Origin of the sequence: Nocardioides sp. NPDC000445, assembly GCF_040300245.1 — a bacterium.
Lineage (GTDB): Bacteria > Actinomycetota > Actinomycetes > Propionibacteriales > Nocardioidaceae > Nocardioides.
Genome location: NZ_JBEPDH010000021.1, coordinates 1 through 26,330, shown reverse-complemented (window position 1 = coordinate 26,330; position 26,330 = coordinate 1). Strand labels below are relative to the sequence as shown.

At 68.9% G+C, this 26,330-nt stretch carries 28 protein-coding genes, 2 tRNA genes, 1 other RNA gene and 1 pseudogene; 19 read left to right on the top strand and 13 right to left on the bottom strand.

The annotated features are described in order from the left end of the window. Positions 1 to 43: 43 nt before the first annotated feature. Positions 44 to 131: transfer RNA gene (locus tag ABT304_RS24410), tRNA-Ser, on the bottom strand. 100 nt (positions 132 to 231) lie between these two features. Between ABT304_RS24410 and ffs the strand changes: the two genes are divergently transcribed. Continuing rightward, an RNA gene (gene ffs / locus ABT304_RS24405) (signal recognition particle sRNA small type) lies at positions 232 to 322 on the top strand. Positions 323 to 333: 11 nt separating this feature from the next. Here ffs and ABT304_RS24400 read toward each other — a convergent pair. After that, positions 334 to 849 (bottom strand): DUF4328 domain-containing protein, encoded by a 516-nt coding sequence (locus ABT304_RS24400; RefSeq protein WP_350719177.1) that lies wholly within the window; start codon positions 847 to 849, stop codon positions 334 to 336. A gap of 330 nt (positions 850 to 1,179) precedes the next feature. Here ABT304_RS24400 and ABT304_RS24395 point away from each other — a divergent pair, with 330 nt between their 5' ends. The 7 genes and pseudogenes from ABT304_RS24395 to ABT304_RS24370 all read left to right on the top strand — a co-directional run bounded on the left by ABT304_RS24395 (position 1,180) and on the right by ABT304_RS24370 (position 7,960). Beyond that, the gene (locus tag ABT304_RS24395) at positions 1,180 to 3,348 is read left to right on the top strand and encodes a DNA polymerase III subunit gamma and tau (RefSeq protein ID WP_502890427.1); all 2,169 of its coding nucleotides are present in this window, start codon (positions 1,180 to 1,182) and stop codon (positions 3,346 to 3,348) included. A gap of 10 nt (positions 3,349 to 3,358) precedes the next feature. After that, positions 3,359 to 3,748: a YbaB/EbfC family nucleoid-associated protein gene (locus ABT304_RS24390; protein ID WP_160025787.1), complete on the top strand. Its 390-nt coding sequence runs from the start codon at positions 3,359 to 3,361 to the stop codon at positions 3,746 to 3,748. Between the two features lie 33 nt (positions 3,749 to 3,781). Continuing rightward, complete coding sequence (gene recR, locus ABT304_RS24385; protein WP_008356228.1) at positions 3,782 to 4,378, top strand: recombination mediator RecR; 597 nt, start codon at positions 3,782 to 3,784, stop codon at positions 4,376 to 4,378. A 101-nt stretch (positions 4,379 to 4,479) separates the two neighbouring features. Then, complete coding sequence (locus ABT304_RS24380; protein WP_160025786.1) at positions 4,480 to 5,067, top strand: DUF5063 domain-containing protein; 588 nt, start codon at positions 4,480 to 4,482, stop codon at positions 5,065 to 5,067. 11 nt (positions 5,068 to 5,078) lie between these two features. Then, positions 5,079 to 6,383 (top strand): annotated as a pseudogene (locus ABT304_RS24375) (aspartate kinase); the annotation flags it as partial. Further along, positions 6,360 to 6,917: an ACT domain-containing protein gene (locus ABT304_RS30875; protein WP_502890426.1), complete on the top strand. Its 558-nt coding sequence runs from the start codon at positions 6,360 to 6,362 to the stop codon at positions 6,915 to 6,917. The pseudogene ABT304_RS24375 and the gene ABT304_RS30875, both read left to right, overlap by 24 nt. After that, positions 6,914 to 7,960 carry an aspartate-semialdehyde dehydrogenase gene (locus ABT304_RS24370; protein ID WP_350719171.1) on the top strand — a complete coding sequence of 349 codons (1,047 nt, stop codon included), beginning with the start codon at positions 6,914 to 6,916 and terminating at the stop codon, positions 7,958 to 7,960. Before ABT304_RS30875 ends, ABT304_RS24370 begins: the two co-directional genes overlap by 4 nt. Positions 7,961 to 8,066: 106 nt before the next feature. Here ABT304_RS24370 and ABT304_RS24365 read toward each other — a convergent pair whose 3' ends face one another. The 4 genes from ABT304_RS24365 to ABT304_RS24350 form a co-directional block, all read right to left on the bottom strand. Beyond that, positions 8,067 to 8,798, bottom strand: coding sequence for an MFS transporter (locus tag ABT304_RS24365; RefSeq protein ID WP_350719169.1), 732 nt, complete (start codon positions 8,796 to 8,798; stop codon positions 8,067 to 8,069). Between the two features lie 37 nt (positions 8,799 to 8,835). Further along, positions 8,836 to 9,294: a nitroreductase family deazaflavin-dependent oxidoreductase gene (locus ABT304_RS24360; protein ID WP_350719167.1), complete on the bottom strand. Its 459-nt coding sequence runs from the start codon at positions 9,292 to 9,294 to the stop codon at positions 8,836 to 8,838. A gap of 73 nt (positions 9,295 to 9,367) precedes the next feature. Next, a tRNA-Pro gene (locus ABT304_RS24355) sits at positions 9,368 to 9,441 on the bottom strand. A gap of 73 nt (positions 9,442 to 9,514) precedes the next feature. Further along, positions 9,515 to 10,435 carry a metallophosphoesterase gene (locus ABT304_RS24350; protein WP_350719165.1) on the bottom strand — a complete coding sequence of 307 codons (921 nt, stop codon included), beginning with the start codon at positions 10,433 to 10,435 and terminating at the stop codon, positions 9,515 to 9,517. Between the two features lie 25 nt (positions 10,436 to 10,460). On the opposite strand from ABT304_RS24350, the gene ABT304_RS24345 reads away from it, so the two are divergent. Next, entirely contained in the window at positions 10,461 to 10,919 is a 459-nt protein-coding gene (locus ABT304_RS24345; protein ID WP_201451160.1) for a GatB/YqeY domain-containing protein, read from the top strand. 68 nt (positions 10,920 to 10,987) lie between these two features. On the opposite strand, the gene ABT304_RS24340 is transcribed toward ABT304_RS24345, so the two are convergent. Continuing rightward, entirely contained in the window at positions 10,988 to 13,429 is a 2,442-nt protein-coding gene (locus tag ABT304_RS24340; protein WP_350719163.1) for a transglycosylase domain-containing protein, read from the bottom strand. Between the two features lie 226 nt (positions 13,430 to 13,655). On the opposite strand from ABT304_RS24340, the gene ABT304_RS24335 reads away from it, so the two are divergent. Next, positions 13,656 to 13,931 carry a WhiB family transcriptional regulator gene (locus tag ABT304_RS24335; RefSeq protein WP_045548985.1) on the top strand — a complete coding sequence of 92 codons (276 nt, stop codon included), beginning with the start codon at positions 13,656 to 13,658 and terminating at the stop codon, positions 13,929 to 13,931. 94 nt (positions 13,932 to 14,025) lie between these two features. Here the strand turns inward: ABT304_RS24335 and bagB are convergent, their stop codons facing one another. From bagB to ABT304_RS24320, 3 genes are read right to left on the bottom strand one after another with little or no spacing between them, the layout of a single operon-like run. After that, positions 14,026 to 15,192: an ArsA family ATPase gene (bagB, locus tag ABT304_RS24330; protein ID WP_350719161.1), complete on the bottom strand. Its 1,167-nt coding sequence runs from the start codon at positions 15,190 to 15,192 to the stop codon at positions 14,026 to 14,028. Beyond that, positions 15,189 to 16,205: an ATPase BagA gene (gene bagA / locus ABT304_RS24325; RefSeq protein ID WP_350719159.1), complete on the bottom strand. Its 1,017-nt coding sequence runs from the start codon at positions 16,203 to 16,205 to the stop codon at positions 15,189 to 15,191. Before bagA ends, bagB begins: the two co-directional genes overlap by 4 nt. A gap of 27 nt (positions 16,206 to 16,232) precedes the next feature. Then, positions 16,233 to 17,048, bottom strand: coding sequence for a maleylpyruvate isomerase family mycothiol-dependent enzyme (locus tag ABT304_RS24320; protein WP_350719157.1), 816 nt, complete (start codon positions 17,046 to 17,048; stop codon positions 16,233 to 16,235). 93 nt (positions 17,049 to 17,141) lie between these two features. Here ABT304_RS24320 and sp36 point away from each other — a divergent pair, with 93 nt between their 5' ends. The 5 genes from sp36 to ABT304_RS24295 all read left to right on the top strand — a co-directional run bounded on the left by sp36 (position 17,142) and on the right by ABT304_RS24295 (position 20,109). Continuing rightward, on the top strand, positions 17,142 to 17,297 hold the full coding sequence (gene sp36 / locus ABT304_RS24315; protein ID WP_141791386.1) for a Sp36 family protein: 156 nt from the start codon (positions 17,142 to 17,144) through the stop codon (positions 17,295 to 17,297). Beyond that, positions 17,294 to 17,752 carry a RidA family protein gene (locus tag ABT304_RS24310; RefSeq protein ID WP_350719155.1) on the top strand — a complete coding sequence of 153 codons (459 nt, stop codon included), beginning with the start codon at positions 17,294 to 17,296 and terminating at the stop codon, positions 17,750 to 17,752. Before sp36 ends, ABT304_RS24310 begins: the two co-directional genes overlap by 4 nt. A gap of 73 nt (positions 17,753 to 17,825) precedes the next feature. Beyond that, positions 17,826 to 18,704, top strand: coding sequence for an NUDIX hydrolase (locus tag ABT304_RS24305; RefSeq protein WP_350719154.1), 879 nt, complete (start codon positions 17,826 to 17,828; stop codon positions 18,702 to 18,704). Continuing rightward, positions 18,701 to 19,495: an MBL fold metallo-hydrolase gene (locus tag ABT304_RS24300; RefSeq protein WP_350719153.1), complete on the top strand. Its 795-nt coding sequence runs from the start codon at positions 18,701 to 18,703 to the stop codon at positions 19,493 to 19,495. Before ABT304_RS24305 ends, ABT304_RS24300 begins: the two co-directional genes overlap by 4 nt. A 17-nt stretch (positions 19,496 to 19,512) precedes the next feature. Beyond that, on the top strand, positions 19,513 to 20,109 hold the full coding sequence (locus ABT304_RS24295) for a YdeI/OmpD-associated family protein (protein WP_350719151.1): 597 nt from the start codon (positions 19,513 to 19,515) through the stop codon (positions 20,107 to 20,109). On the opposite strand, the gene ABT304_RS24290 is transcribed toward ABT304_RS24295, so the two are convergent. From ABT304_RS24290 to ABT304_RS24280, 3 genes are all read right to left on the bottom strand, one after another. Continuing rightward, on the bottom strand, positions 20,103 to 21,494 hold the full coding sequence (locus tag ABT304_RS24290; RefSeq protein ID WP_350719149.1) for a hypothetical protein: 1,392 nt from the start codon (positions 21,492 to 21,494) through the stop codon (positions 20,103 to 20,105). The two genes, ABT304_RS24295 and ABT304_RS24290, sit on opposite strands and share 7 nt — an antisense overlap. Further along, positions 21,487 to 21,996, bottom strand: coding sequence for a SigE family RNA polymerase sigma factor (locus ABT304_RS24285; protein WP_350719147.1), 510 nt, complete (start codon positions 21,994 to 21,996; stop codon positions 21,487 to 21,489). The genes ABT304_RS24290 and ABT304_RS24285 overlap by 8 nt, the downstream gene beginning before the upstream one ends. A gap of 68 nt (positions 21,997 to 22,064) precedes the next feature. Then, entirely contained in the window at positions 22,065 to 22,742 is a 678-nt protein-coding gene (locus ABT304_RS24280; RefSeq protein ID WP_008356269.1) for a Crp/Fnr family transcriptional regulator, read from the bottom strand. Between the two features lie 187 nt (positions 22,743 to 22,929). Between ABT304_RS24280 and nth the strand changes: the two genes are divergently transcribed. Genes nth through ABT304_RS24260 form a run of 4 tightly spaced genes read left to right on the top strand, consistent with a single transcriptional unit; the run spans position 22,930 to position 26,160 of the window. Beyond that, positions 22,930 to 23,646 (top strand): endonuclease III, encoded by a 717-nt coding sequence (gene nth, locus ABT304_RS24275; RefSeq protein ID WP_350719145.1) that lies wholly within the window; start codon positions 22,930 to 22,932, stop codon positions 23,644 to 23,646. Continuing rightward, entirely contained in the window at positions 23,646 to 24,293 is a 648-nt protein-coding gene (locus ABT304_RS24270; RefSeq protein WP_350719143.1) for a TlpA family protein disulfide reductase, read from the top strand. The genes nth and ABT304_RS24270 overlap by 1 nt, the downstream gene beginning before the upstream one ends. Beyond that, the gene (locus tag ABT304_RS24265) at positions 24,290 to 24,985 is read left to right on the top strand and encodes an NUDIX hydrolase (RefSeq protein ID WP_350719142.1); all 696 of its coding nucleotides are present in this window, start codon (positions 24,290 to 24,292) and stop codon (positions 24,983 to 24,985) included. Before ABT304_RS24270 ends, ABT304_RS24265 begins: the two co-directional genes overlap by 4 nt. Then, positions 24,982 to 26,160 (top strand): MarP family serine protease, encoded by a 1,179-nt coding sequence (locus tag ABT304_RS24260; RefSeq protein ID WP_350719140.1) that lies wholly within the window; start codon positions 24,982 to 24,984, stop codon positions 26,158 to 26,160. Before ABT304_RS24265 ends, ABT304_RS24260 begins: the two co-directional genes overlap by 4 nt. Positions 26,161 to 26,330: the final 170 nt, after the last annotated feature.

The window sequence follows — 26,330 nt, the reverse complement described above, 5'->3', positions numbered from 1 at the left end:
GCTTCCGGTCCGGCGTTCTTGCAGGTCAACCAAGGTTTCCTGCTGGCGGATCTGGGGGGATTCGAACCCCCGAGGGCGTTAACCCAACACGGATTCCAGCCGTGCGCCATAGGCCACTAGGCGACAGATCCGTGAGGGATCCTACGCGGCTCCGCGAGCATCGGGGAAATCGGCGGACGGCCAGCGGGTGTGCTTTGGGATCGGCGAGCGGACTCGTCTAGACTCTTCCGCAACCCCCCATGTGGCGACATCTTGTCGAACCTCCCCAGGGCCGGAAGGCAGCAAGGATAAGCGAGCTCTGTTGGGTACGTGGGGGGCCTTTTCATGCCTGGATCAGCCCCGAGCCATCTCCTGGTCTCGAGTGATGCCCCGGATGATCGAGATCCAGTTGACGCAGGCGATCACGAGCGCGACGGCGGACAGCGCATCGATCATCGCGACGATGATGATCGCGTCACGGGACAGGACGTCGTCGCTGTTGAAGATCCTCCCCGACAGGTTTGCCGCAAAGATGGCAACCAGCCAGGCTGTCCACCAGATGGCGAGGGAGGAGTGGGGCTGGTTCTTGGCGGTGGCGCGGCGTACGTCATCAACGACTTGGAGCGGGAACCAGAGCGACACGATCGGCACCCACCAGCCAAGCCACACCCATGCCCGGCTGCGCCTCATGTGGAACGTGGGATTGATGACCTTCGCGAAGTCATAGCTCCGCAGCAGCCACAGGCACCCCACGATGTAGAGCGAGAGCAGGACCGCGATCAGCGCGAATCCCAGGGCGATGGACGTGCTGACCCAGATCCATGTCGAGGTCGACGGGGTCGCGCTCGTTATCGTGTCGTTGACTGCCATGGACACGGGATACGAGACCGCGGCCGTGATGACCACGACGGCAGTGAGGGCTACGGCGAGCCAGATCGAGGCGGTGGCCAGACCACGAGGACTGGTCGGGACCTGCTGGCGCGGGGCTGGTACGGGTTGATTCGGGAAGGGTGGTGGAGTGCCGTACGGATTGCTCATCGAACGTCCTTTCTGAACATGGCTCGGTGACCTCAGGGTGCGCCATGGGCGTCGTGGCAACCGCCGATGCCGTCACGAACGCGTCACGATCGGAGCCGAGGGGACGGCGAGATGACCACTTTGCTCAGTTCGACGGGCTCGCCGGCGCCCGGCGGCTACCGACTGTCGGTGGGGATCGTTAGGGTTCATGGGGTGGACGCACCGCTAGCTCTCTACCGCCGCTACCGGCCGGAGACGTTTGCCGAGGTCATCGGCCAAGATCACGTCACCGGCCCGCTGCGCAATGCGCTGGCGGGCAACCGGGTCAACCATGCGTACCTCTTCTCCGGGCCACGCGGCTGCGGCAAGACGACCTCGGCGCGGATCCTGGCGCGGGCGCTGAACTGCGAGAAGGCGCCGATCGCGGATCCGTGCGGGGAGTGCGAGTCGTGCCGGGACCTGGCGCGCGGCGGGCCTGGCAGCATCGACGTGATCGAGATCGACGCGGCGTCGCACGGTGGTGTCGACGACGCTCGTGACCTGCGGGAGAAGGCGTTCTTCGCGCCGGTGAAGAGCCGCTACAAGGTCTACATCATCGACGAGGCCCACATGGTCTCGACGCAGGGCTTCAACGCGCTGCTCAAGCTCGTCGAGGAGCCGCCGGAGCATCTGCGGTTCATCTTCGCGACGACCGAGCCGGAGAAGGTCATCCCGACGATCCGGTCGCGCACCCATCACTATCCGTTCCGCCTCTTCCCGCCCAAGCTGGTCTCCGACTACATCTCGACGCTGTGCGAGAAGGAGGGCATCAACGTCGAGCCGGCCGCGCTGCCGCTGGTCGCGCGCGCGGGCGCCGGGTCGATGCGCGACAGCCTCTCGGTCATGGACCAGCTGCTCGGTGGCGCGGGGCCTGAGGGCGTGACGTACGAGCTTGCCGCGGGGCTTCTCGGCTACACCCCGGACGCGCTGCTGGATGAGGTCGTCGACGCCTTCGCCGCCCATGACGGCGCTGCGGTCTTCGGTGTCATCGACAAGATCATCGAGACCGGCCAGGACCCGCGGCGGTTCACCGAGGACCTGCTGCGGCGGCTGCGTGACCTCGTCATCGTCAAGGCGGTCCCGGACGCGCCCGCGACCGGGCTCATCGACGTCTCCGAGGACGGCGGCGAGCGGCTGGTCGCCCAGGCCGGGCGCTTCGGACCACACGATCTGTCGCGAGCCGCTGACGCGGTCGCCACCGGTCTGACCGAGATGCGCGGCGCGACCGCCCCCCGACTTCTGCTCGAGCTGATCTGTGCCCGGGTGCTGCTGCCCGCGGCCGACGGTGCCGACGGTCTTGCGGCTCGGCTGGACCGTCTGGAGAGGCGGATCGAGATCAGCGGTACGCCGACGGTGGCCGCTGCTCCGGCGGCGCCTGCCCCCGCTCAGGACCGGCCGGTGCTCAAGCCGTCGGTCGGTGCGCCGGGGCACGAGACGGTCGCTCCGGCGGCGCCGCAGCCCGAGCCGGTCCCGGCGTACGCTCAGACCCCCGAGCCGGCCCGCGAGCCCGCCCCGGCCGCGGAGATGCCTTCCCAGCAGGCGCCGGCCGCTCCTGAGCCGCCGAGCCAGCCTCAGTCGCAACCACCGGCCCAGCCTCAGGCACAGCCCCAGATACAGCCTCCGGCTCAATCGCCGGGCGGGATGGGCAACGTCGACGTTCGCCGCCTGTGGGACGACGTGATCGCGCAGACCAAGGGCCTGCGCCGGGCGACCTGGTCGCTGGTGGGCCAGAACGCTCAGGTGGTCGACTTCCGCGACGGTGTGCTCACCCTCGGGTTCGCCTCGCCGGGCCTCCGCGACCGGTTCGCGACCGGCGGGCACGAGCCGATCCTCGGGCAGGCGCTGGTCAACGTGATCGGCATCCAGCCGAAGATCGAGGCGATCGTCGCGGGCGGCGGCCAGGGGTCCCCGCAGCGGCAGGCGCCGCCGACGCCGCAGCCGAGCCAGCCCCAGGAGCCCACCCAGCAGCAACAGCCGCCGGAGGCCTCATGGAACGAGCAGGCGCCACCGCCCGACTGGGCCGCCGAGCCGCCGCCCTCCGACCAGCCCCCGGCCCCGCCGGAGCCGCCCGCGACGTCGGCGACTCAGCCGGCCGACCCAGGAGCGATCGCGCTGGCCCGGGGGGCCATCCGGCCGACGCGTGCGGCCGACTACGAGCCTCCGGTCGACGACACAGTGGCTCGCCTGGCCGAGGCGGACGCCGCGGTCAACCCCGACGATCAGGCCTACGACGGGCCGGCTGCGATGGGCGCCGAGGCCCTGCTCGCTCAGGAGCTGGGTGCAACGATGATCGAAGAGATTCCTCACAACTAGGACGGCACAGATGACGAACCCACTCGAAGGCCTCGGCGGCGAGGGCGGCTTCGACCTCAACGCGATCATGCAGCAGGCCCAGGCGCTGCAGAGCCAGATCGTCGACGCCCAGGAGAAGCTCGCCGAGACGATCGTCGACGGCACCGTCGCCGGTGGTGCCGTGACCGTGAAGCTCACCGGCACCGGCGAGCTGGTCGGCGTGGAGATCAAGCAGGGCGAGTTCGACGGCAGCAACCCCGACGACCTCGAGGACCTCGGCGCCGTGATCGTCGCTGCCTACCGCGAGGCCAAGGGCAAGGCCGACGAGCTCGCCGGTGAGGCGATGGGCCCGCTCGCGGGCGGCCTCGGCGGCCCCGGTGCCCCCGGCGGCGGCGAGCCGCCGTTCAAGCTCGGGTTCTGAGATACGCACAGCTAGAGACAGGCGATAACCAAGTTGTACGAGGGTGTGGTCCAAGACCTCATCGACGAGCTGGGACGGCTGCCGGGCGTAGGCCCGAAGAGTGCCCAGCGGATCGCGTTCCATCTGCTCCAGGCTGACCCCGCCGACGTACATCGGCTGGCCTCGATCCTCAACGAGGTCAAGGCGAAGGTGAAGTTCTGCTCGGTCTGCTTCAACGTCTCCGAGGAGGAGACCTGCCGGATCTGTCGCGACCCCCGTCGCGAGCAGTCGGTGCTGTGCGTGGTCGAGGAGTACAAGGACGTCGTCGCGATCGAACGCACCCGCGAGTTCCGCGGGCGCTATCACGTGCTCGGCGGTGCGATCAGCCCGATCGACGGGATCGGGCCCGACCAGCTGCGCATCCGTGAGCTCGTCCAGCGGCTCAACGACCCGGGGATCACCGAGGTGATCCTCGCCACGGACCCCAACCTCGAGGGCGAGGCGACGGCGACCTACCTGACCCGTCAGCTGAGCCCGCTCGGACTGAAGGTCACCCGTCTGGCCAGCGGTCTCCCGGTCGGTGGCGATCTGGAGTACGCCGACGAGGTCACCCTCGGCCGCGCCTTCGCCGGACGCCGGGCGGCTGAGTAGCCGTTACCTGTGCGATCCCTAAGAGCCGACTCTTTACCCTCGTCAGGCCGCGACTTCGGCGGTAGCCTGACGATTCAAGGGACCTCGGGAAGGGGGCCGTCATGACGAACGACTTGACCGGCAAGGACTTCGCCACCAGCATCGCCGACTCGGTGGAGAGCTTTCTGCTCTCGGTGCGCGCGATCGCTGCGGACGGCGATGGTGGCAGCGCCGTCCCGATGCTGCTGCTCGAAGTGAGCCAGATCCTGCTGGCGGGCGCGCGACTGGGCGCCCAGCAGGACTTCGAGCCTCGTGAGGAGTTCCAGCCCGACGTGGGCATGGAAGCCGACGTCGATGAGCTCCGGATGGGGCTTGCCGAGATGTTCGGGGACATCGACACCTACAGCTTCGTCTTCGATCCGTACAGCCCGGACGTGGTCGACAGCCAGATCTCCGACGACGTCGCCAGTCTGGTGACCGACCTGGAGTACGGCCTGCGTCACTACCGTCTCGGCGACGTCGACGAGGCGCTGTGGTGGTGGCAGTTCAGCTACGTCAACAACTGGGGCAACCTGGCCGGTGCCGTGCTCAACGCACTGCTCACCGTGGTCGCTCACGACCGCCTCGACTCCGAGCCGTTCACCGGTGAGGACGAGGACCTGGCTGCCGCTGATGAGATGCTGGAGAAGACGGCCGCATCGGCAACGTAGACTTTCCCGCCGTGGGAATCGTCGTTCAGAAGTACGGTGGCAGCTCGGTCGCGGACGCTGCAGGCATCAAGCGCGTTGCTCAGCGAGTGGTCGCGACCAAAGAGCAGGGCCACGACGTGGTCGTGGCCGTCTCTGCCATGGGCGACACCACCGACGAGCTGATCGACCTGGCCAACAAGGTCTCGCCCGACGCGACCGCGCACGCGCGTGAGTTCGACATGCTGCTCACCTCCGGCGAGCGGCAGTCGATGGCGCTGCTGGCGATGGCGATCAACGACGTCGCGAACGAGCGCGGGCTGGCGTACGAGGCTCGGTCCTTCACCGGGTCGCAGGCCGGGCTGATCACCGACGCGCAGCACGGGCGCGCCAAGATCCTCAGCATCACCCCGGAGCGGATCCAGGCAGCGCTCGCCGACGGTGCGATCGCGATCGTGGCCGGCTTCCAGGGCGTCTCCAAGGACACGAAGGACATCACCACGCTGGGCCGTGGCGGCACCGACACCACCGCGGTCGCGCTGGCGGTGGCGCTGGACGCCGACGTCTGTGAGATCTACACCGACGTCGACGGCGTCTTCACCGCCGACCCGCGGATCGTCCCGACCGCCCGCAAGCTGAGCTCGGTCGCCTTCGAGGAGATGCTCGAGCTGGCGGCCTCCGGGGCGAAGGTGCTCCACCTGCGCTCGGTGGAGTTCGCCCGGCGCCACAGCCTCCCGATCCACGTACGCTCCTCCTTCTCCACCCTCAACGGCACCGTGGTCAAGGGCAGCATCGACGCGGTCTCGCCGCACGCCGACCACCAGCGCAGCGCCGACGCCGGGATGGAGGCGCCGATCGTCGCCGCCATCGCCCACGACCGCAGCCAGGCCAAGATCACGGTCGTCAACGCACCCGACGAGGTGGGCGCCGCGGCGAAGGTCTTCGAGATCATCGCCGGGGTGGGCATCAACGTCGACATGGTGGTCCAGGACTCGTCGGCGGCCGGCACCGATCGCACCGACATCACGTTCACGCTGCCCCGCGACGACGCCGAGCGGGCCGGGAAGGTGCTGGAGCAGGCGCGCGGTGAGCTCGGCTTCGAGCGGGTGAACACCGAGCCCCGGATGGGCAAGGTCTCCCTGATCGGTGCCGGGCTGCGCACCCAGCCGAAGAAGATCGCCGACTTCTTCTCCGCGATCGCACAGGCGGGCGTCAACATCCAGATGATCTCCACCTCGGAGGTCCGGGTCTCGGTCGTCGTCGGCGACGACGAGGTCGACCGCGCCGTGCAGGCCGCCGCGGAGAGGTTCAGCGACGTGGAGGTCGAGAAGGTCTCCTACGGCGCCGACGCCAACGGCGACACCCCGGAGATCGTCGGCGTTGCCCACGACCGCGGCGAAGCCAAGATCACCGTCGCCGGCGTCACCGACGAGCCCGGTGAGGCCGCCCGCATCTTCGACACTCTCGCCGACAACGGCATCAACATCGACATGATCGTCCAGAACGTGTCCGCGGAGAAGACCCGGCGCACGGACATCTCGTTCACGCTGCCGCGTACCGACGTCAAGAGGGCCCGCGCGGCGCTCGGCGACATCCAGGGTGAGGTCGGGTTCGCCGACCCGGTCGCCGACGAGCAGATCGGCAAGCTCTCGATCGTCGGTGCCGGGATGCGTACGCATCCGGGGATCACGGCGAAGTTCTTCGCCGCGCTCGCCGCCGAGGGGGTCCTGATCAGGATGGTGTCGACCTCGGAGATCCGCGTCTCGGTGCTCGTCAGCGCCGACGACCTCGACCGCGCCGTGCGCGCGACACACAAAGCATTCGGCCTCGACAGCGACGTAGAGGCCATCGTCTATGGAGGGACCGGCCGATGAGCACCATCAACCTGGGAATTGTGGGAGCGACCGGACAGGTGGGCGTCGCCGTACGCCAGATCCTGCTCGAGCGCGGCTTCCCGCTCGGCGAGGTCCGTTTCTTCGCCTCGGCGCGATCGGCGGGCAAGACCATCGAGTTCGGTGACCGCTCGGTTGTCGTCGAGGACGCCGCCACGGCTGACCCCTCGGGCCTCGACATCGCGATCTTCTCCGCCGGGGGCGCCACCTCGAAGGCGCTGGCGCCGAAGTTCGCCGACGCCGGTGTGATCGTCATCGACAACTCCTCGGCCTGGCGCAAGGACCCGTCGATCCCGCTGGTCGTCTCCGAGGTCAACCCCTCGGCGATGGACGGCGTCATCGCGGCCCGCCAGGGCATCATCGCCAACCCCAACTGCACCACGATGGCCGCGATGCCGGCCCTCAAGGCGCTCCACGACGAAGCCGGCCTCGAGCGGCTCGTCGTATCGACCTACCAGGCGGTCTCGGGCTCCGGCGTCGCCGGCGTCGAGGAGCTGGTCGGCGAGATCGCGGCTGCCGGTGACAAGGCCCGCGAGCTCGCCTACGACGGCTCCGCGATCACGTTCCCGGAGCCGGAGAAGTACGTCGAGACGATCGCCTACAACGTCCTTCCCTACGCCGGTTCGCTGGTCGACGACGGCCTGAACGAGACCGACGAGGAGCAGAAGCTCCGCAACGAGTCCCGCAAGATCCTCTCGCTGCCCGACCTGCGGGTCTCCGGCATCTGCGTCCGCGTCCCGGTCGTCACCGGGCACTCGCTCGCGGTCAACGCCGAGTTCTCCTCGCCCCTGACCCCCGAGCGCGCCACCGAGATCCTCGCGAACGCCCCGGGCGTCGAGCTCCGCGACGTACCCACGCCTCTGTACGCCGCCGGCAAGGACCCCTCCTACGTCGGCCGCATCCGTCAGGACGAGGGTGTTCCCGACAACCGCGGTCTCGCCCTGTTCATCTCCAACGACAACCTCCGCAAGGGCGCCGCGCTCAACACCGTCCAGCTCGCCGAGTTGGTCGCCGCCGCCCTCTGACCCAACCCGAGACGTCAGTCCGGTCGGCCGAGGTGGCACTCAGATGCCACCTCGGCCGACGTACGTGACGTGTCGACCGACGGGGGCGACGCTTCGGCTGCGCTTGTCAGTCGATGTAGTTGGTGGTGACCCAGTAGGCGAGGGCGTACGCGGCGGCGGCGAGGATCACCACGATGATCACTCCCCAGGCGTGGACGAAGAGGTCGGTGAGGAAGAGCATCGAGAGTACGGCGACGAGCGCTGATCCGAGGAAGCTGATCGTGAAGGGGGAGCGGGCGCCGGCGAGGCGGAGGAGGTAGCCGCCGACGATGATCGCGAGGGCGAAGACGGCGATAAGGATGATCGCTCCCTTGTCGCCGAGCGACGAGGTGCCTCGTGTCCACTGGCTGACGGTGCCGCTGAACCAGACCGCCAGGGCCATGAACGCACCGACGATGGCGCCGATCATGACGGCCGCGGAGAGGCCCGACGGGGTGCCGAGATTGATCCGTCGCTGGCTCGGGTCCTTGGGCTGCTTGGGTGCCCTCGGTTCCTTCGCGGGCTTGGGCGGCTTCTGCGCCTTCTGCTTCTCCGGGGACTTCTTCGCAGGCGGCTCGGGCGCTAGGACGGGCGGTGCCGTCTTCTCCAGCACCTGGGTCTTCTCCGCGGAGGCCGTTTCGACCGCAGCAGTCTCGACCGGTGCCTTCTCGACCCGAGCCTTCGGGGCCTGGGTCTTCTGGGGCTGAGTCTTCGCGGGCTGGGTCTTCTCGGGCTTGGCGTTCGCCGGCTTCGTGCCCCCACGCTTCTTCTTGAAACCGAACGACGGCGCGGCGAGCTTGTCGGTGGGGTCGTTGCTCATGAGGGGCAGTTTCGCATGCCGCGCGTCACATTTGAACTCAGGCGCGGGTGAGACGGATGACCGGGATCTCGCGGTCGGTCTTCTCCTCGTAGCTCCCGAAGTTGGCGGCCGACTCGACGATCGCAGCCCACGCGCGGGCGCGCTCCTCGCCGTGCAGCTGCTCGGCGACCACCGAGATGGTCTCGCCGCCGAGCTCGATGGTGACCCGATCCGGGTTGGCGGCGAGGTTGTAATACCAGGCCGGGTTCCTCGGCCCGCCGGCTGCCGAGGCGACGATCAGCCAGGTGCCGTCGTCGCCCGGGAACCAGGCGAGCGGTGTCGAGCGGGGCTCGCCGCTCTTCTTGCCGATCGTGGTGAGCACGAGCAGACGCATCCCGGCCGTGGTGCCGCTGCTCTTGCGGGCTCGGCTCATCATCAGCTTGTTGCCCAGCTTCAGGAGGAGGTTGGCCGAGGGCTGCTTGGCGCCACGGGTGCCGTTGCGCGTGTCGAAGCTCATGGCGTCGACTCTACTGGGCCGGAAAACGGGATCAGGCTCGGAGATCTTGCGATCTCCGAGCCTGAGCTCGATGTCGGGTTGACAGGATTTGAACCTGCGGCCCCCTCGTCCCGAACGAGGTGCGCTACCAAGCTGCGCTACAACCCGAATGCTGCACCGAACAAACGGTCCAACGAGGAATGAGCATAGCCCAGAGACTCCCCCGATCCGTAATCGGCCCCTACCGACGAGACGCCCCGCGCGGCGTGAGCGTCAGGAGTGTCGCCTCGGGGCGGCACGCGATGCGGATCCGGGTGTAGGGCGAGGTGCCGAGGCCGGCCGAGACGTGCAGCCACGCCTGCCGTCCGCCGTGGGTGTGAGTGTGCAGGCCGCGTACGCGGGCGGGGTCGAGATCGCAGTTGGTGGCCAGGGCTCGCCCGCCCGGCAGGCAGATCTGGCCGCCGTGGGTGTGGCCGGCCAGGATCGCGTCGTAGCCGTCGGCGGTGAACTGGTCCAGGACCCGCAGATAGGGAGCGTGCGCGACCCCGAGGCGTACGTCCGCGGACGCGTCCGCGGGGCCGGCGACGGCGGACAGGTCGTCGAGGCGGAGGTGGGGGTCGTCGACGCCCGCGAAGGCGAACTCGATGCCCTTGACGGTCAGCGACGTACGCGTGTTGGTGAGGTCCAGCCAGCCGGCCTTGGTGAAGGACGCGGACAGGTCACGCCAGGGGAGCTCGGGCACGTTCGTCTGCCGCTTGCCGTTGTCGGGCAGCAGGTAGCCGATCGGGTTGCGCAGCCGTGGCTCGTAGTAGTCGTTGGAGCCGTGCACGAAGACACCCGGTACGTCGAGCAGCGTGCCGAGGGCGTTGACGATCGACGGCACCGCCCGCTGGTGGGCCAGGTTGTCACCGGTGTCGACGACCAGGTCCGGCTTCAGGGAAGCCAGCGATGCGATCCAGTCGAGCTTCTTGTGCTGCGACGGGACCACGTGCATGTCGGAGAGATGCAGCACCCGCAGCGGGTCCGCGCCCTCGGGGAGCACCGGCAGTCCGACATGGCGCAGCGTGTATTGACGGGCCTCCCACAAGGCGTACGCCGTCATGGCCGCGCCGGTGGCGAGCCCGGTGCCGACTACTGGGCCGATTACTGAGGCGAGCCGCATGGCTCAACCCTGCCACAATGGTTCCATGAGCACTCTGAAGGACCAGCTGAGGACCGACCTGACCTCCGCGATGAAGGCCCGTGACAAGGAGCGTGCCGGCACGCTGCGCATGGTCATGGCCTCGATCACCGAGGCCGAGGTCGCCGGCAAGGAGGCCAAGGAGCTCACCGACGACGAGATCATCACGATCCTCACCCGCGAGGCCAAGAAGCGCCGCGAGGCGGCCACCGCCTTCGCCGACGGCGGTCGCGCCGAGCAGGCCGAGAAGGAGACCGCTGAGGCCGCGGTGATCACCGAGTACCTGCCCGCTCAGCTGAGCGCCGAGGAGATCTCCGACCTGGTCAGCAAGGCCATCGCCCAGACCGGTGCCGCCGACGAGGGGATGCGCGCCATGGGCAAGGTCATGGGCATCCTGACCCCGCAGACCAAGGGCAAGGCCGACGGTGGCGCCGTGGCCGCGGAGGTGCGCAAGCAGCTCGCCTGACGGCAGCCCGAGAACGACTGTGGCCCCACCGGATCGGTGGGGCCACGCGTCGTTTTCTGCGCTGGGCGTCAGCCGGTCGGCCACTCCCAGCCGAAGTCGGGCTCTTCCTCGACCGTGGCGGGTCTCTCTTCATCGCCGCGGCCGGGCTTCCGCTCGGGCTGCTTCTTCTTGTCGGGCTTGGGGTCGGGCTTCGGCTCCGGGCCCAGTGAGGTGTAGATCGTGATCGGCGAACCCTCGGCGGCGTCGCCGGAGGGGGTGGTGAAGGCGACCAAGCCCTTGTCGTACTCGGAGTAGGCCTCCGGGCCGAGCTGAACCTGGAAGCCGGCGCTCCGCAGGACCTTCGTCGCCTTCTCGACGGTCATGCCGCCGACCCAGGGGACGTCGACCGTGTTTCCTGCGATCACGTTCGGGTCGGGCTCCTCGAAGTCCACCCACTTGAGGTACTTGTCGATCACCTGCATCGCGCCGCCCCACATCGGACCGGCGGTCGTCGAGCCCGCCGCCTCGTAGACGTAGCTGCCGCCGACGACCTGGCCGTTGAGGCTGAGCGGCGTGCCCGCCGAGTTGGCACCGGCGATCATCGAAGCGGTCGCGAGCCGCGGCGTGTAGCCCATCAGCCACACCGCCTTGTTGTCCTGCGTGGTGCCGGTCTTGCCTGCGCTGGGAACCGATAGCGCAAGGTTCTGGCCGAAGCCACCGGGCTCCATCACACCGCGGAGGATGTCGTTGACCGCGTCGGCGGTGCCCTTGGCCATCGCCTGCTGGCAGGTCGGCTCGTACTTCTTGAGCAGCTTGCCGTTGGCGTCGAGGATCTCGTTGACCGGCACCGAGTCGCAGTGCTTGCCGCGAGCGCCGAACGTCGCGTACGCCTCGGCCATCTCCAGGGGGCTGACGTCTACGACCCCGAGGGTGAAGGTGGGCACGCGCTCGGCGCCCTGGCAGTCCGCGATCTCTCCGGCCTTGCAGATGTGACCGTCTTCGGGCGCGATTCCGAACGGGGCGGTCAGCTTGACGCCCATCTTCTGCGCCATCTTGTAGGGCGTGCACATGCCAGTGAGCTGGAAGAGTTGGGCGTAGAACGTGTTCACCGACTCCCGGGTGCCGGTGTAGGCGTCCTTCATGCCAGAGGTGGTGGAGTTGTGGAAGGTGTGGGCGCCGATCCGGTTGCCGTCGCCGGGGCAGCCGGCGAAGGTGGACTGGTTGAGGGTCAGCTCCTCGGGCGAGTTGATCTTCTGCTTGAGCGGGAAGCCCTGCTCGATGGCAGCGGCCAGGGTGAAGGCCTTGAAGGTCGACCCGGCCTGGAAGCCGTTGGAGTCGCCCGACTTCTCCTTCGGGACCAGGTAGTTGAGGTAGGACTGGCCCTTCTTCTTGTTGTCACCCATCGGACGGGACTGGGCGAGCGCCCGGACCCGACCGGTGCCGGGCTCGACCATGGCCAGGGCGCCGATGGCCTGGTCGGTGGCGTACACGTGATCCTCGACCGACTCCTGAGCGGCGTCCTGGAAGCGCTGGTCGAGCGTGGTCTTGATGGTCAGACCGCCGGACTTGATCAGCGCGAGCCGGTCGGTCTCCGTCTCACCGAAGGCCGGGTCCTTGAGCAGCCACTTGATCACGTAGTCGCAGAAGAACTCCGCGGACGAGCCGAGGCAGCCGTTGCGCTGCTTCTGGACGTTCAGGCCGAGGCTGGCGTCCTTCAGCTTCTCCGCCTCGGGACGGGAGACGACCTTGAGCGCGGCCATCCGGTCGACGACGACGTTGCGGCGGGCGATGGTGGCGTCGGGGTAGTTGGTCGGGTCGTAGCCGGTGGGGTTCTTCACCATTCCGGCCAGCATCGCCGACTGCTGCCAGTTGAGCTCGGAGGCGTTGACGTTGAAGTAGTGCTTGGCGGCGGCCTGGACGCCGTACGCGCCGTCGCCGAAGTAGGCAGCGTTGAGGTAGCGCTCGAGGATCCAGTCCTTGGAGTGCTTCTCCTCCAGCGCGATCGCGTAGCGCAGCTCGCGGATCTTGCGGGCGGTCGACTTCTCGATGGCCGCCTTGCGCTCGGCCTCGGTCTTCGCGGAGTAGACCAGCGTGGTCTTCACCAGCTGCTGGGTGATCGAGGAACCACCCTGCACCGAGTCGCTGGCCTGGTTGGTGATCAGCGCGCGCAGCGTGCCCTTGAGGTCCATCGCGCCGTGCTGGTAGAAGCGGTAGTCCTCGATCGCCAGCAGCGCCTTCGTCATGTTGGACGAGATCTGGTCGAGCGGACGGTAGACGCGGTTCTGGTCGTAGAGCGTCGTGATCAGGTTGCCCTTGCGGTCGACGATCTTGGTCGTCTGGGACATGTCGTCGACCTCGAAGGCCTGCGGCAGCGAGTCCATCTTCTCGGCCGTCTCCTTGGCCGCGATCCCGGCCACACCGGCGAAGGGGATGGCGAGACCCGCGGCGACGACGCCGAGGACGGCTGCGACCCCGCACATGACGGCGAGATGCTTGAGCACGGTCTGCGGGCGCAGCGACGGCGAAGACATGCTGGTCATCGTAGGTGATGGCGGCTAATAGCACATGATTCGCAATCGGCGCCGGACAGGGAGGCAAAAATGGGTCCCAGGACCCCTCCTAGTCATTTCGGACTACGTACTTTGGGCCAGAAGGGTGTGTCACTCGACCGGGTCGAGTCCTTAACCTTTAGTCCGCACGGGCGCCACGTCATCAATATGGGGAGGGCGAAGCGCTCCGATGAAGGGATGGCACACCATGTGGGTAGATGAATGGTCGCTACAGGCCGCCTGTCGTGAGAACGAGCCCGACGAGCTCTTCGTACGTGGAGCCGAGCAGAACAAGGCCAAGATGGTCTGCTCCGGCTGCGTCGTCCGCACCGAATGCCTCGCCGAGGCGCTCGACAACCAGATCGAGTGGGGTGTCTGGGGCGGCATGACCGAGCGCGAGCGTCGTGCGCTGCTCCGCCGCAGCCCGAACGCCTCCTGGCGCGCCGTGCTCGAGGCCGCGCGCACCCGTGCCTCCGTGGAGTGACACCTCGTCCCCTACTCGAGTGAGTCGCTGAAGATCTTGGTCTGAGCCAGGACGTACGTCACGTACGTCCTGGCTCGACCCCGTTTTCAGGTGCTCAGCCCTGGGCCAGCAGCCGGCCGATCTCGCGGAGCCCGTCGAGATCGTGTACGTCACCGGGCAGTGCCGGCACGACGGCGGTCGGCACCTGAGGATGGGCGACCGCGAAGCGCTCGCGCAGCTGGTTCTGGCGCTCGACCAGGAGCGCGCGGTCGGCATGGAGCCGCAGCAGCCCGGCGGTGAGCGGCGCGTCGGGGAGGCGCTCCGAGGCGGCGCCGGCCGCGGCCGCGGTGAGCGAGGCGTCGTCGGGCAGAGTGGCCCGGTTGACGACCAGGCCCTGGAGCGGCATCCGGTCTCCGGAGAGCCGCTCGACGAAGTAGGCGGCCTCGCGGAGCGCGTCGGGCTCGGGGGCGGCGATGACGAGGAAGGCGGTCTCGTCGGCCTGGAGCAGTGCGTACGTCTCCTGGGCCCGTTGCCGGAACCCGCCGAAGACGGTGTCGAGCGCGGTGACGAAGGTCTGCAGGTCGGTGAGCATCTGCCCGCCGAGGACCTTCTTGAGCGCGTTGGTGACGATGTTGATCCCGGCCGACATCAGCCGGACCGGTCCCTTTGCGGGGGCCAGCATGAGCCGGATGAAGCGGCCGTCGAGGAAGCTGGAGAGGCGCTCGGGGGCGTCGAGGAAGTCGAGGGCGCTGCGGCTCGGGGGCGTGTCGACGACGATCAGGTCGTAGTCGCCGTTGCCGCCGTTGTGGGCGAAGGCGTCGCGGTAGAGCTGGCCGAGCTTCTCCATCGCCATGTACTCCTGCGTGCCCGCGAAGCTGGAGCTCAGCGCGATGTAGAACTGGTTGTTGAGGATCTGCTGCGCCTTCTCGGGGCTGGCCTGCGACTCGACGACCTCGTCGAAGGTGCGCTTCATGTCGAGCATCATCGCGTCGAGGGTGCCCGGTCCGATGCCGGGAACCGGGCGGGGCGTGTTGTCGAGCCGCTCGATGCCCATCGACTGGGCGAGGCGTCGCGCCGGATCGATCGTCAGCACGACCACCTTGCGTCCGCGCTCGGCCGCTCTGAGCGCAAGGGCCGCCGACGTGGTCGTCTTGCCCACGCCACCACTGCCGCAGCAAACGATGATGTGGGTGTCGCGGTCGTCGAGCAGCCGGTCGACCTCGAGCTGTCGGGTGTCGTTCGCGTGGGCGGCCAGCGGGCCGACGCGTGGATGTGACGTCATGCGAGCCCCTGATCCTTGAGCTCGGCCGCGAGCTCGTAAAGCCCGCCGATGTCGATGCCGCCGGCGATCCGGTTGAGCTCGTAGGTGGGCACCCCGAGGCCGGCGACGAGGTCACGCTGGGCGTCCTCGAGGGCTCGGCGCTCGGCGTACTCCTTCGCTCCGTCGGTGAGGGCGGAGATCAGGGCGGGGTCGGGTTCGACGCCGGCGCGCTTGAGGTCCTCGGCGATCAGCTCGCCGTCGAGGGAGCCGGCGAGGGCGGGGACGAGGGACTCGTCGGGGAGGTCGCGAGGGCGTACCTGGTTGACGATGACGCCGCCGACCGGCAGCCCGGCGGCGCGCAGCTCGCTGATGCCGTCGGCGGTCTCCTGGACCGGCATCTCCTCCAGCAGCGTGACCAGATGGACCGCGGTGCGCCGGGAGCGGAACAGGGTCATCATCGTGTCCGCCTGGTTCTTGATCGGGCCGACCTTGGCCAGGCCCGCGACCGACTCGGACACGTTGAGGAAGCTCGTGATCCGGCCGGTCGGGGGAGCGTCGAGCACGACGGCGTCGTAGGTCCGGGCGCCCTTGTTGCGACTGTTGCGCTGGACGGCTTCGAAGAGCTTGCCGGTGAGCAGTACGTCCCGGACACCGGGCGCGATCGTGGTCGCGAACTCGATCACGCCGAAGCGGTCGAGGGCGCGGCCGGCCGGGCCGAGCTTGTAGTACATCTTGAGGTATTCGAGGAGGGCTTCCTCGGGGGCGATATGCAGGGCGTAGACGTTGCCCGGCTCGGCGTCGGCACCGGATCGCGCCCGCAGCCGCAGCCCGGTTGCGATGCGGGTCTCGGCGTAGGGCAGCGGGTCGACGTCGAACATCCGGGCCACCCCCTGGCGGCCCTCGACCTCGCACAGCAGGACGTTCTTTCCGTGCGAGGCCAGCCCGAGCGCCAGGGCCGCAGCCACGGTCGACTTGCCCGTGCCGCCCTTGCCGGTCACCACATGCAGCTGCACATGGGGCCAGTCAGAACTCATGAAAGCGACTCTAACGGGGTCGCACCATCAAGGGGTGATGTTGAGGTTCTCGACGATCTTGGTGCCGATCGCGGTGTCGCCGGTGATCTCGACCTTGGCGGGGTCGCCGGAGGCGCGGCCGCCGGTGAGGAGGACGTACGTCTCCCGGTCAGTGGAGAGGGTGACGGTGGGGGCGCTGACAGGGGCGGCCACCGGGACTCCCTTGCCCTCCTTGGTAACGGTGAACGCGTAGGGCGCGTGGCCCTCGACCTCGACGACGACGGAGGTGCCGGGGGCGCAGGCGGCCTTCTTGGCGAGCACGAACCCGACGCCTTCGAGGAGGTAGTCGGCGGTGTGGAGGGCGCCGGGTGTGTCGAGGTTGCCCGGGCGGCCGGTGGCGCGGCGGATGTCCTGCTCGTGCAGCCAGAGGTCGAGCGGCCGGTTGCGGAGGAGCTTGCCGGTCGTCCACCCGAGCGCACCGAAGATGCCGGAGGCCGGCGCCGCGGGGTCCTCGGGCGGAGAGGCGAGCAGCTCGTCGTGACGTACGGCGGTGTAGCGGCGGATCTCGTCGATGATGCTCGCCGGCTCGGCGTCGCGTCGGGTGATCACGCCGATCTCGGTGAACTGGCCCATCGGCGACTTGATGTGGTCCGACTCGGGTACGGCGGCGTCCTCGCGGGGCGCGCCGGCGGTGAGTCCCTCGAGGTGAGCGACATGGGAGGCGATGGCGCGTACGTCCCAGCTGGGGAGGTCGGTCGGCTGGTCCCAGTCGGTCTCGGAGAGCTCCTCCAGGAGCGTGAGTAGGTCCTGAACGGAGGACCACCAGGTGTCGACGTACGTCTTCAGCTGCTCTGCGGAAGTCACGGACCTGACCATAGTGGGCCGGGGACCTCGGTTGGAAGGTCCAACCAAGTCGCCGGGAAACCAGTCCACGGGTCCGCGAAGTAGGGTGCCGATATGACCAAGTGGGAGTACCAGGTAGCGCCGATCCTCAACCACGCTGCGGCGCAGATCCTCAACAACTTCGGTGCCGACGGGTGGGAGCTCGTCTCCATCCTCGACAACGGCACCGGCAACTACGTCGGCTTCTTCAAGCGGGCGGTCTCGGAGTGAGCGGGCCCGAGGAGGTCCTGGCCGAGCTCGGGCTGAGCGTGCCGGACGTCGTGCCGCCGGTGGCGGCCTACATCCCGGCGCTCCGCACCGGCGACTACGTCTTCACCTCGGGGCAGCTGCCGATGAAGGACGGCGCGCTCCTGTCCACCGGCAAGCTCGGTGGTGACGTCTCGCCCGAGGAGGGCGTGGCGGCTGCGCAGCAGTGCGCGCTCAACGCGCTCGCCGCGGTGAAGGCCGAGATCGGCGATCTGTCGCTGGTCAAGCGGGTCGTCAAGGTGACCTGCTTCGTCGCCTCCACTCCTGACTTCACCGGCCAGCCGGGCATCGCCAACGGTGCCTCCGAGCTGCTCGGCAAGGTCTTCGGTGACGCTGGGCGCCATACCCGGTCCGCCGTCGGCGTGCCCGTGCTGCCGCTCGACGCTCCCGTCGAGGTGGAGATCATCGTCGAGGTCTGAGCCTGGTCTGGGTCTCGGTCTGAGGCTCGGATGGGGGTAGGGCGCCGGTGTGAGCGTCGCTACAGTGACGAACGTGCGTATCCCGATCCCTCCAGTCCGGCTTGGTGACGACATCGTGGCGTTGGCCGGGGAGTACGCCCAGGGCGTACGCACCCCGGTCGAGCCGCGCGATGCGGCGACGGTGCTGCTGCTTCGGCCAGGCTCTGGATCCTCTGGCCCCGAGGTCTACCTGCTGCGCCGGCAGCTGACGATGGGTTTCGCCGCCGGGATGGCCGTCTTTCCCGGCGGCGGCGTGGACGTACGCGACGCCGAGCTGCCCGACTCCTGCTGGGCCGGGCCGTCCGCCGCTGAGTGGGCGCACCGGCTCGGGGTCGACGAGTCCCGCGCACGGGCGCTGGTCGCCGCGGCGGTGCGGGAGACGTTCGAGGAGTGCGGAGTGCTGCTCGCGGGAGCTTCGGGCGACTCCGTCGTCGACGACGTCTCGGGCGACGACTGGGAGGCCGACCGGGCCGCCCTGGAATCACGCTCGCTGTCGTTGACCGAGCTGCTGACCCGGCGCGGGCTGGTGCTGCGTACGGACCTGCTCGGGCCATGGGCCGCCTGGACGACGCCCGTCTTCGAGCCGAAGCGCTTCGCGACCTGGTTCTTCGTCGCGCGCCTCCCCGAGGGCCAGGTGACACGGGACGTGTCCAGCGAGTCGTCGTCGGTGCTCTGGTTGAGCACCGCCGAGGCGGTCGCCCAGGTCGAGGCCGGCGAGCTGGCGATGATGCCGCCGACCTATCTCAACTGTCTCGAGGTCACCTCGCTCGGGTCCGAGGACGAGGTCCTCGCTGACGCCGCGGAGCGTGTGCTGACGATGTTCACCCCGACCGTGACCGAGGTCGACGGCGGCCACACCCTGTCGATGATGCCCCTGCACGCCTCCCTCGTCGCCGGAAGGAAGCACTCATGAACGAGTCCTGGTCGGGCGGGGCATTCGGCGAGCGTGGGCAGTGCATCCTCGCGCCCAACCCCGGGATCATGTCGCTCGACGGCACCAACACCTGGGTGCTGCGCGAGCCGGGTGCGCGCCGGTCCGTCGTGATCGACCCCGGGCCTCTCGACGAGGGGCATCTCGACGCCGTCGCGGAGGCCGCCGGCGAGGTGGCGACGGTGCTGCTGACCCATCATCACTACGACCACTCCGAGGCGGCACGGGCCTTCGCCGAGCGGGTCGGGGCCGGCGTACGCGCTCTTGATCCTGAATACCGGCTCGGGACCGAGGGGCTCGGCGACGGTGACGTCATCGAGGTCGACGGCCTGGAGATCCGCGTCGTCGGGACTCCCGGACACACCTCGGACTCGCTGTCCTTCTGGCTGCCCGCCGACGGGGCGGTGCTGACGGGCGACACCGTCCTCGGGCGTGGGACGACCGTGGTCGCTCATCCCGACGGCGAGCTGGGTGCCTATCTCGACTCGCTCGACCGCCTGCACGCCCTCGCCTCCGAGCACGGCGTCGGCAGCGTCTGGCCAGGCCACGGTCCGGTCATCGGGAACGCCCTCGGCGCGCTCGACTACTACATCGCCCACCGCCGCGAACGCCTCGGCCAGGTCGAGGAAGCACTCTCCGGGCTCGGCGCCACCCCTGCCGACGCGGATCCGCGGGCGATCGTCGAGGTCGTGTACGCCGACGTCGACCAGGTCCTCTGGGGTGCCGCCGAGCTCTCGGTGCGAGCGCAATTGGCTTACCTCGCCGAGCGCTGAGGCCTACTGTTCGGCCCATGGCGATCCTGTCCGGAGACGAGCTCCTGCTTCCCGACCCACCCGCGTGGCGGGCTTGGCTGGAGGAGCACCATGCCGACACGTCCGCCGTCTGGCTGGTTCTGACCAAGAAGGGCGGCACGCTGACCACGCTGACCTGGCAGACCGCGCTCGACGAAGCGCTCTGCTTCGGCTGGATCGACGGTCAGGCCCGGCGGCGCGACGAGCAGTCGTCGTTCCAGCGGTTCACCCCGCGTGGGCCGAAGAGCCGCTGGTCACTGAGGAACGTCGAGCACATCGACCGCCTCGAGCGCGAGGGCCGGATGACCGCAGCCGGGCGGGCCGCTGTGGAGGCGGCGAAGGCGGATGGGCGGTGGGAGGCGGCGTACGCCGGTCCGGCCACCGCCGAGACCCCGCCCGAGCTCCTCGCCGCGATCGCCGCGGTGCCCGAGGCGCAGGCGATGTACGACGTCCTCACCTCGCAGAACCGCTACGCCCTCTACCACCGCATCACCTCCCTGAAGACCGAGGCCGCGCGGGCGCGCAGGATCGAGGAGTACGTCGCCATGCTCGCCCGTCACGAGACGATCCATCCCCAGAAGCGGCGGCCTCAGTAGCCGCGCCGCCGTAGGACGAATGGGGCGAGGACGAGGGCGAACAGGGCCGCGATGATGAGACCGATCATCGGCAGGCCCAGGCCGCTGGACGGTTCGGGCCAGGTCGGGTCGGGGCGGACGACGGTGGCCCTCACCTCGCCCGGTTCGATCAGCCGGTAGGCGATCGTCGCCCCCTTCGCTATCGGCCGGTGCATCACGACGACGCTCGACGGTATGTCGTCGGTCGGCCGGTACCGGTCGAAGGAGGTGAGGTTGTCGTCGATCTCCTGCCATAGGATCGGGTTCCCGCCGATCCAGCCGACGAGCCGCGGATACCCGGTCGCATCGGTCTTCAGACCGGGTGAGGTCCCGTCCACCGGCAGCACCTCGGTTCCGAAAGGCTGCTTGATGACGTACAGCTCTGTGCCTCGGAAGGCCAGGCCTGTGTACTCCCCGCTGACGGCCGGGGTGAGCGGGCGGTTCTCGGGCTCCGACCCGGGAGCCTGCATGACGACATGGCTCTCGATGAGGCGGGCGATCGTGCCGTCGTCCGAGATGGCCCACTCGACCTCCCGGCTCAACCCGAGCTCCCTGTTCTGCTGATCGGCCTCGGCGGAGCTCTCGTCGGTGAAGAGGAATCCGTCCTCCCCGAGCCCGATGCCGCCGGCCCGGGAGGTCTCGGTCTCGAAGGTCTCGTCACGCCAGCTCCGCATCTGCCAGCCCTGCCACAGCACCCACTGTCCGTTGGTGGACCACTCGAGGTTGTGCACATAGACCGCGGCGTCGTGCTGCGCGGAGATGTTCCAGGTGCGTACGTCCCCGGTGGTCAGGTCGGCGACCTTCACGCCGGCTGGACGCGGTGTGGTGTCGCTGTCGGTGGGATCGGCCCATGCCCAGGCGAGGTGGCTGCCCTCCGGCGAGAGCGCGAGGGCGCTGTGTGACTCCTGGCCGCGCACCTGCTTGCCGACGAACCCCGGCAGGTCGAGCACGTGATAGCCGCCCGTGGCGGCATCGACCACGACCGGGACGCTGCCGTTCTCGTCGCTGCTGCTCCGGACGTACGCCACGGCTCCGACGCCGAGGTCGAGGTCGTCCTCCATGACGTCGGCGTGGGCGTACGAGCCGAGCCCGTCGAGCTCGGTCAACCACTCCGGCGCGGTCTCGACCATCTCGGGGACGCCCAGGTCGCCGTTGCGCTCGGCCGGGGCGACATCGGACTGTCGGTCAGGGAGCCCGGTGAAGCCGACGACGATGAGGGCGACAGCCGCGGTGACGGAGGCCGCGACGATCGCGACCGAGCGGCGATGGATGCGGCGACCGCGTGCGTACAAGCCGTCAGGAACCCGAAGAGGGGGTGTCGTGTCGGCGATGCGGGAGAGCTCGTCGTGAAGCTTCTGGTCAGTCATTGATGAGCTCCTCGAGGTGCGGGGCGAGGGTGCGCAGTCGGTCGAGCGCCTTACGGCCGGTCGACTTCACGGTGCCGACGTGGAGCCCGAGCATGTCGGCGGTCTGGGCCTCGGTGAGGTCTTCGAAGTAGCGCAGCACCAGGATCGTGCGCTGTTTCAGCGTCAGCTGGGCAAGGGCCTGTTCCAGGCTGAGCCGGAGATCTCGGTCGTCGGTCTCCGGCGCCGCGGTGGTGGCCTCGTGCGTGTCCAGCGGAGTCTCCGCGAAGCGACGCCGGCGCCACCAGGAGATGTTCTGGGTGTAGAGGATCCGCCGGACGTACGGCTCGGGGTGGCCTTCGATGCGGTGCCAGGCCTTGGCTGCGGACAGGAGCGCCTGCTGGAGGAGGTCCTCGGCGAGGTGGGCGTCACCGGTCAGCAGGTACGCCGTGCGGGAGAGCGCCTGGGCGCGGGAGCGTACGAACTCATCGAACTCCGCCTGACCCGAGTCTGATCTGAAAAGCATCTCGGCCTCCTTTCACCTGCTGTTACGCCAGGTGGAAGGAGGCCGGATGCCTGTTGGAGGGTAAAGAATCAGCGGGCGCGGCGGGCCATGCGCTCGATGTCCATGATGACCACGCTGCGCGGCTCGAGGCGGAGCCAGCCGCGGCTGGCGAAGTCGGCCAGGGCCTTGTTGACCGTCTCGCGGGAGGCGCCGACGAGCTGGGCGAGCTCCTCCTGGGTGAGGTCGTGGTGGACGTGGACGCCGTCGTCGGCGGTGCGGCCGAAGCGGTCGGCGAGGTCGAGCAGGGCCTTCGCGACACGGCCGGGGACGTCGGAGAAGACGAGGTCGGCGACGACGTCGTTGGCCTTGCGGAGGCGGCCGGCCAGCTGGGCGAGCAGACCGCGGGCGACAACCGGACGGCCCTCGAGCCACTTGAGGAGGTCCTCGTGCGACAGGCTCGCGAAGGCGGAGTCGGTGACCGCGGTGACGGTGGCCGAGCGGGGGCCGGGGTCGAAGAGCGAGAGCTCACCGAACATCTGGCCGGGGCCCATGATGGCGAGCAGGTTCTCGCGGCCGTCGGACGAGGTGCGGCCGAGCTTCACCTTGCCGTCGATCACGACGTACAGCTTGTCGCCGGAGTCGCCCTCGTGGAAGAGCACCTCTCCGCGGCGGAGCTTCGACTCTGCCATCGAGGCGTGCAGGGCCGTCATCGACTCGTCATCGAGTGCGCTGAAGAGCGGTGCCTGACGGAGTACGTCGTTGTCCATTGCGGCCATTCCTCCTGGATTTTCCCCACATCCGCGGGTATTACACCGGGAATCCTATCTGTGGAACGTCTCACACGTGCACATCCCCCACCGATAAGCGCAGAAAGTGCATGTGTTGAGCGGTGTTTGTGCTAGCCGTCTTCCGGGCCGGATCGGGATTGTCGGTGCGGCCGCGTAGCCTTGCTGCGTGCCTGCCCAGAAGTTTGCGACTGAGACGCGCCTGGGTCTGGTGCGTCGTGCCCGTCGGATCGACCGCATCCTCGGTGAGACCTACCCGGATGCCAAGGCCGAGCTCGACTTCACCAATCCGTTCGAATGCCTGGTCGTGACCGTGCTGAGCGCGCAGACCACGGACAAGCGGGTCAACCTGGCCTCGCCCGCCCTCTTCGCGGCCTACCCGTCCGCGAAGGAGATGGCGGCGGCGCCCCGGGAGCACCTGGAGCAGCTCGTCGGGCCGCTCGGCTTCTTCCGCGCCAAGACCGACGCGCTGTTGAAGTTGAGCGCCGTGCTGGTGGAGGAGTACGACGGCGAGGTGCCTGACCGTCTGGAGCAGCTGGTGAAGCTGCCCGGTGTCGGGCGCAAGACCGCCAACGTGGTGCTCGGCAACGCCTTCGGCAAGCCGGGGATCACCGTCGACACACACTTCGGCCGGCTCTCGCGGCGCTTCGGTTGGACGACCGAGAAGGACCCGGTCAAGGTCGAGCACGAGGTCGGCGCGCTCTTCGAGAAGCGGGACTGGACCATGCTGTCCCACCATGTGATCTGGCACGGGCGGCGGATCTGTCACGCCCAGAAGCCCGCGTGCGGTGCCTGTCCGGTGTCACAGCTGTGCCCTGCGTACGGCGAGGGGCCGACCGACCCTGTTGCCGCGGCCAAGCTGGTCCGCACGGAGGGCCGCAACTGATGGTTCGTGCCCTGGGGAGACGAGCCCGGGTCGCGTCGGCAGCCGCCCTGCTGCTGGCCGTCCTGGCCGGTTGCGGCACCGACTCCTCGAGCGGGGGCGGTCAGTCCGGCGCGCCACTGGCCGACGAGCCGTCCTCCTCCAAGGTCAACGTCGCCACCGCGGAGATGGTCGCGGCCAAGAAGGCGTCGAAGGTGGAGGCCTGCGAGGAAGGGCCTGCCAACGACGGCGGGCTGCCGTCGATCGTGCTGCCCTGCCTCGGCGGTGGTTCGTCGGCCGACCTGGCGTCGTTCGAGGGACCGATGGTGATCAACCTCTTCCAGGGCTTCTGCGCTCCCTGCAAGGAGGAGATGCCTGCGCTGCAGAGCTTCTACGAGAGCTACGGCGACGAGGTGCCGGTGATCGGCATCGACGTCATGGACACGGTCCCCGGAGTCGCGCTCGAGGAGGCGATCTCGCGTGGGGTGACCTTCCCGATGTACGCCGATCCGGGCGGTGAGCTGCAAGGCGGGCCGCTCACGGCGCGCGCGGTGCCGGCGACGTACGTCCTGTCCTCCTCCGGCGAGGTCGAGCTGCTGCAGATGGGTGGCATGACCAGTGCGGCCCAGGTGAAGGAGCTCGTCGAGAAGAAGCTGGGGATCGAGCTGTGAGCGATCGTCAGGCGGCCAACGGGACGCGGCCGGAGTGGTTCGACGAGATCGCCGAGGCGGCGCAGCAGATCCAGGGCGAGGACATTTCACAGTTCCTGCCGCCGGCCGACGGCAGCGCCCGCGAGTCGGCCGTGCTGATGCTCTTCGGTGAAGGACCATCGGGTCCCGATCTGCTGCTGACCGAGCGCTCGCACACGATGCGTTCGCACCCCGGCCAGGTCTCGTTCCCCGGCGGCCGACTCGATCCGGGGGAGACCGCGGAGGAGGCGGCGCTGCGAGAGGCGTGGGAGGAGACCGGGCTCGACCCGACCGGTGTCGACGTTGTCGGCCGTCTCCCGGCGCTGTGGATCCCGTTCTCCAACCACGCCGTGGTGCCTATCATCGCGTGGTGGCGCGAGCCGTCTCCGGTCACCACGCGCTCGGTCGAAGAGGTCCACGCGGTCTACCGGGTGCCGTTGTCGGATCTCATCGACCCGGCCCACCGGATCCAGGTCGGCGCGCCCGGCCGCAGCGAATGGCTGATGCCCGCGTTCTTGATCGGACCGGAGAAGGATGTCATCCTCTGGGGCTTCACAGGTGGAATCATCAGCCGTTTCTTCACCTATCTCGGGTGGATCACGGAGATTCCGGACGCCCCGATCAAGGAGTTGCCCGAATACATGTTCCAGGGACGCGAACGGAATCAGCCGTGAACTTTCTTGACTGGATCCTGATCATCCTCGTCGGGGCCTACGCGCTCTCGGGCTACTGGCAGGGCTTCATCACCGGCGCCTTCGCGACCGGCGGACTGCTGCTCGGCGGCTTCATCGGCATCTGGCTGGCCCCGAAGGTGCTCGGCAGCGCGGCCCCGTCGTTGTGGGTCTCCCTCGGCGCCCTGTTCGTCGTGATCGCGTGTGCGTCCATCGGGCAGGCTGTGCTGCAATACGGCGGCGTACGCGTGCGGGACGAGATCACCTGGCAGCCGGCCCGGATCGTCGATGCCCTCGGCGGATCGCTGCTCAGTGCCGCGGCCGTGCTGGTGGTCGCCTGGGCTCTCGGGGTCGCGGTCTCGGGGGCACAGATCAACGGGCTCACGCCCGCGGTGCGCGGCTCGGCGATCCTGGCCAAGGTCGACTCGATCATGCCGTCGCCTGCCGATCGTGCGCTGAGCGCGTTCAACGACGTCGTCGGCACCTCGTTCTTCCCGCGCTACCTGGAGCCGTTCGCCCGCGAGCGGATCGTCGAGGTCGGACCCGGCCCGCGGCGCATGCTCACCGACCCCGATGTCGTACGCGCCGGCGAGTCGGTCCTCAAGATTCGCGGCGCCAACGAGTGCGGCAAGGGTGTCGAGGGCACCGGATTCGTCATCGGCCGCGGCTACCTGATGACCAACGCCCACGTCGTCGCCGGCGTCGACGACCCCAACGTCATCGTCGGTGATGGCGCCAACGACGCCAAGGTCGTCCACTACGACCCCGAGATCGACATCGCGGTCCTGAAGTTCGAGGGTGGCGGCAACCTCAAGCGCCTCGAGTTCGACCGCACGGCCGGTGCCGAGGACCCGATCGCCGTCCTGGGCTATCCGCAGGACGGCCCCTTCGACGTACAGCCCGGTCGTATCCGTGCCGAGCAGCGCCTCCGCTCGCCCGACATCTACGGCGTCGGCACCGTCATCCGAGACGTCTACTCCGTACGCAGCCTCATCCGCCCCGGCAACTCCGGAGGCCCCATCGTCGACTCCGAGGGTGACGTCGTCGGCGTCGTCTTCGCTGCCTCGGTCACCGACTCCGAGACCGGCTACGCCCTCACCACCGACCAGGTCATCGAGATCGCCCGCGAGGCTCGCTCCCAGACCGCCACCGTCGACACCGGAGCCTGCGCCGGCTGACCCCCGCCGAGGCGTCAGCTAGGTCGGCCGAGACGTCGGCTAGGTCGGCCGAGACGTCACCTGCGTCGGGCGGGGTTCGTAGCGTTTTGAAAAGCCGCCCACCGGGGGGGCGCCGCCGCGGGGGGGGGGGGCGGGGGGGGCGGCGGGGGGGGGGGGTCGGTGAGAAACGG

What these genes read in the sequence shown, in the direction of transcription:
- ABT304_RS24280 (WP_008356269.1), bottom strand. Translation starts at nt 22,742, where the DNA reads ATGGACAACGACGTACTCCGTCAGGCACCGCTCTTCAGCGCACTCGAT.
- ABT304_RS24365 (WP_350719169.1), bottom strand. Translation starts at nt 8,798, where the DNA reads ATGAGCAACGACCCCACCGACAAGCTCGCCGCGCCGTCGTTCGGTTTC.
- ABT304_RS24270 (WP_350719143.1), top strand. Translation starts at nt 23,646, where the DNA reads ATGGTTCGTGCCCTGGGGAGACGAGCCCGGGTCGCGTCGGCAGCCGCC.
- ABT304_RS24340 (WP_350719163.1), bottom strand. Translation starts at nt 13,429, where the DNA reads ATGTCTTCGCCGTCGCTGCGCCCGCAGACCGTGCTCAAGCATCTCGCC.
- sp36 (WP_141791386.1), top strand. Translation starts at nt 17,142, where the DNA reads ATGACCAAGTGGGAGTACCAGGTAGCGCCGATCCTCAACCACGCTGCG.
- ABT304_RS24390 (WP_160025787.1), top strand. Translation starts at nt 3,359, where the DNA reads ATGACGAACCCACTCGAAGGCCTCGGCGGCGAGGGCGGCTTCGACCTC.
- ABT304_RS24380 (WP_160025786.1), top strand. Translation starts at nt 4,480, where the DNA reads ATGACGAACGACTTGACCGGCAAGGACTTCGCCACCAGCATCGCCGAC.
- ABT304_RS24335 (WP_045548985.1), top strand. Translation starts at nt 13,656, where the DNA reads ATGTGGGTAGATGAATGGTCGCTACAGGCCGCCTGTCGTGAGAACGAG.
- ABT304_RS24370 (WP_350719171.1), top strand. Translation starts at nt 6,914, where the DNA reads ATGAGCACCATCAACCTGGGAATTGTGGGAGCGACCGGACAGGTGGGC.
- ABT304_RS24295 (WP_350719151.1), top strand. Translation starts at nt 19,513, where the DNA reads ATGGCGATCCTGTCCGGAGACGAGCTCCTGCTTCCCGACCCACCCGCG.
- ABT304_RS24285 (WP_350719147.1), bottom strand. Translation starts at nt 21,996, where the DNA reads ATGCTTTTCAGATCAGACTCGGGTCAGGCGGAGTTCGATGAGTTCGTA.
- ABT304_RS24360 (WP_350719167.1), bottom strand. Translation starts at nt 9,294, where the DNA reads ATGAGCTTCGACACGCGCAACGGCACCCGTGGCGCCAAGCAGCCCTCG.
- ABT304_RS24350 (WP_350719165.1), bottom strand. Translation starts at nt 10,435, where the DNA reads ATGCGGCTCGCCTCAGTAATCGGCCCAGTAGTCGGCACCGGGCTCGCC.
- bagB (WP_350719161.1), bottom strand. Translation starts at nt 15,192, where the DNA reads ATGACGTCACATCCACGCGTCGGCCCGCTGGCCGCCCACGCGAACGAC.
- ABT304_RS24300 (WP_350719153.1), top strand. Translation starts at nt 18,701, where the DNA reads ATGAACGAGTCCTGGTCGGGCGGGGCATTCGGCGAGCGTGGGCAGTGC.
- ABT304_RS24290 (WP_350719149.1), bottom strand. Translation starts at nt 21,494, where the DNA reads ATGACTGACCAGAAGCTTCACGACGAGCTCTCCCGCATCGCCGACACG.
- bagA (WP_350719159.1), bottom strand. Translation starts at nt 16,205, where the DNA reads ATGAGTTCTGACTGGCCCCATGTGCAGCTGCATGTGGTGACCGGCAAG.
- ABT304_RS24345 (WP_201451160.1), top strand. Translation starts at nt 10,461, where the DNA reads ATGAGCACTCTGAAGGACCAGCTGAGGACCGACCTGACCTCCGCGATG.
- ABT304_RS24400 (WP_350719177.1), bottom strand. Translation starts at nt 849, where the DNA reads ATGGCAGTCAACGACACGATAACGAGCGCGACCCCGTCGACCTCGACA.